This window comes from Oleiphilus sp. HI0086, from assembly GCF_001635225.1.
Window position 1 is genome coordinate 1 of sequence record NZ_LWFZ01000300.1, and the last position, 268, is coordinate 268.

The following is a 268-nucleotide window of genomic DNA, read 5'->3' on the forward strand; positions in this document are numbered from 1 at the left end:
AAGCAGATTTATTTCTTACCAGTTTTTTGTTTTATCCAGAGCGAAACATTTTCGACTGGCTACTTTCGACCAGCACTATTCGACACAAAACTGATTCATTGCTACAAGCATACAAGCCAGACGAAATTGTTTTAAGCAAGCACTCTTCCTCCAGGATACCTAGTCAGGTATTCCGTTTACACCAAAGCCGGCGCTTAAAATATGGAGAAATTCATTATTTAGATCACCCGGCAATCGGTTTAATTGTCACCATTAATAAATTAGAGCC

At 38.8% G+C, this 268-nt stretch carries 1 protein-coding gene; it reads left to right on the plus strand.

The genetic code is table 11. The features are described 5' to 3' along the window. Positions 1–268: CsiV family protein (locus A3756_RS03700; protein ID WP_197481150.1), on the plus strand; the 268-nt coding region annotated here is incomplete at both ends.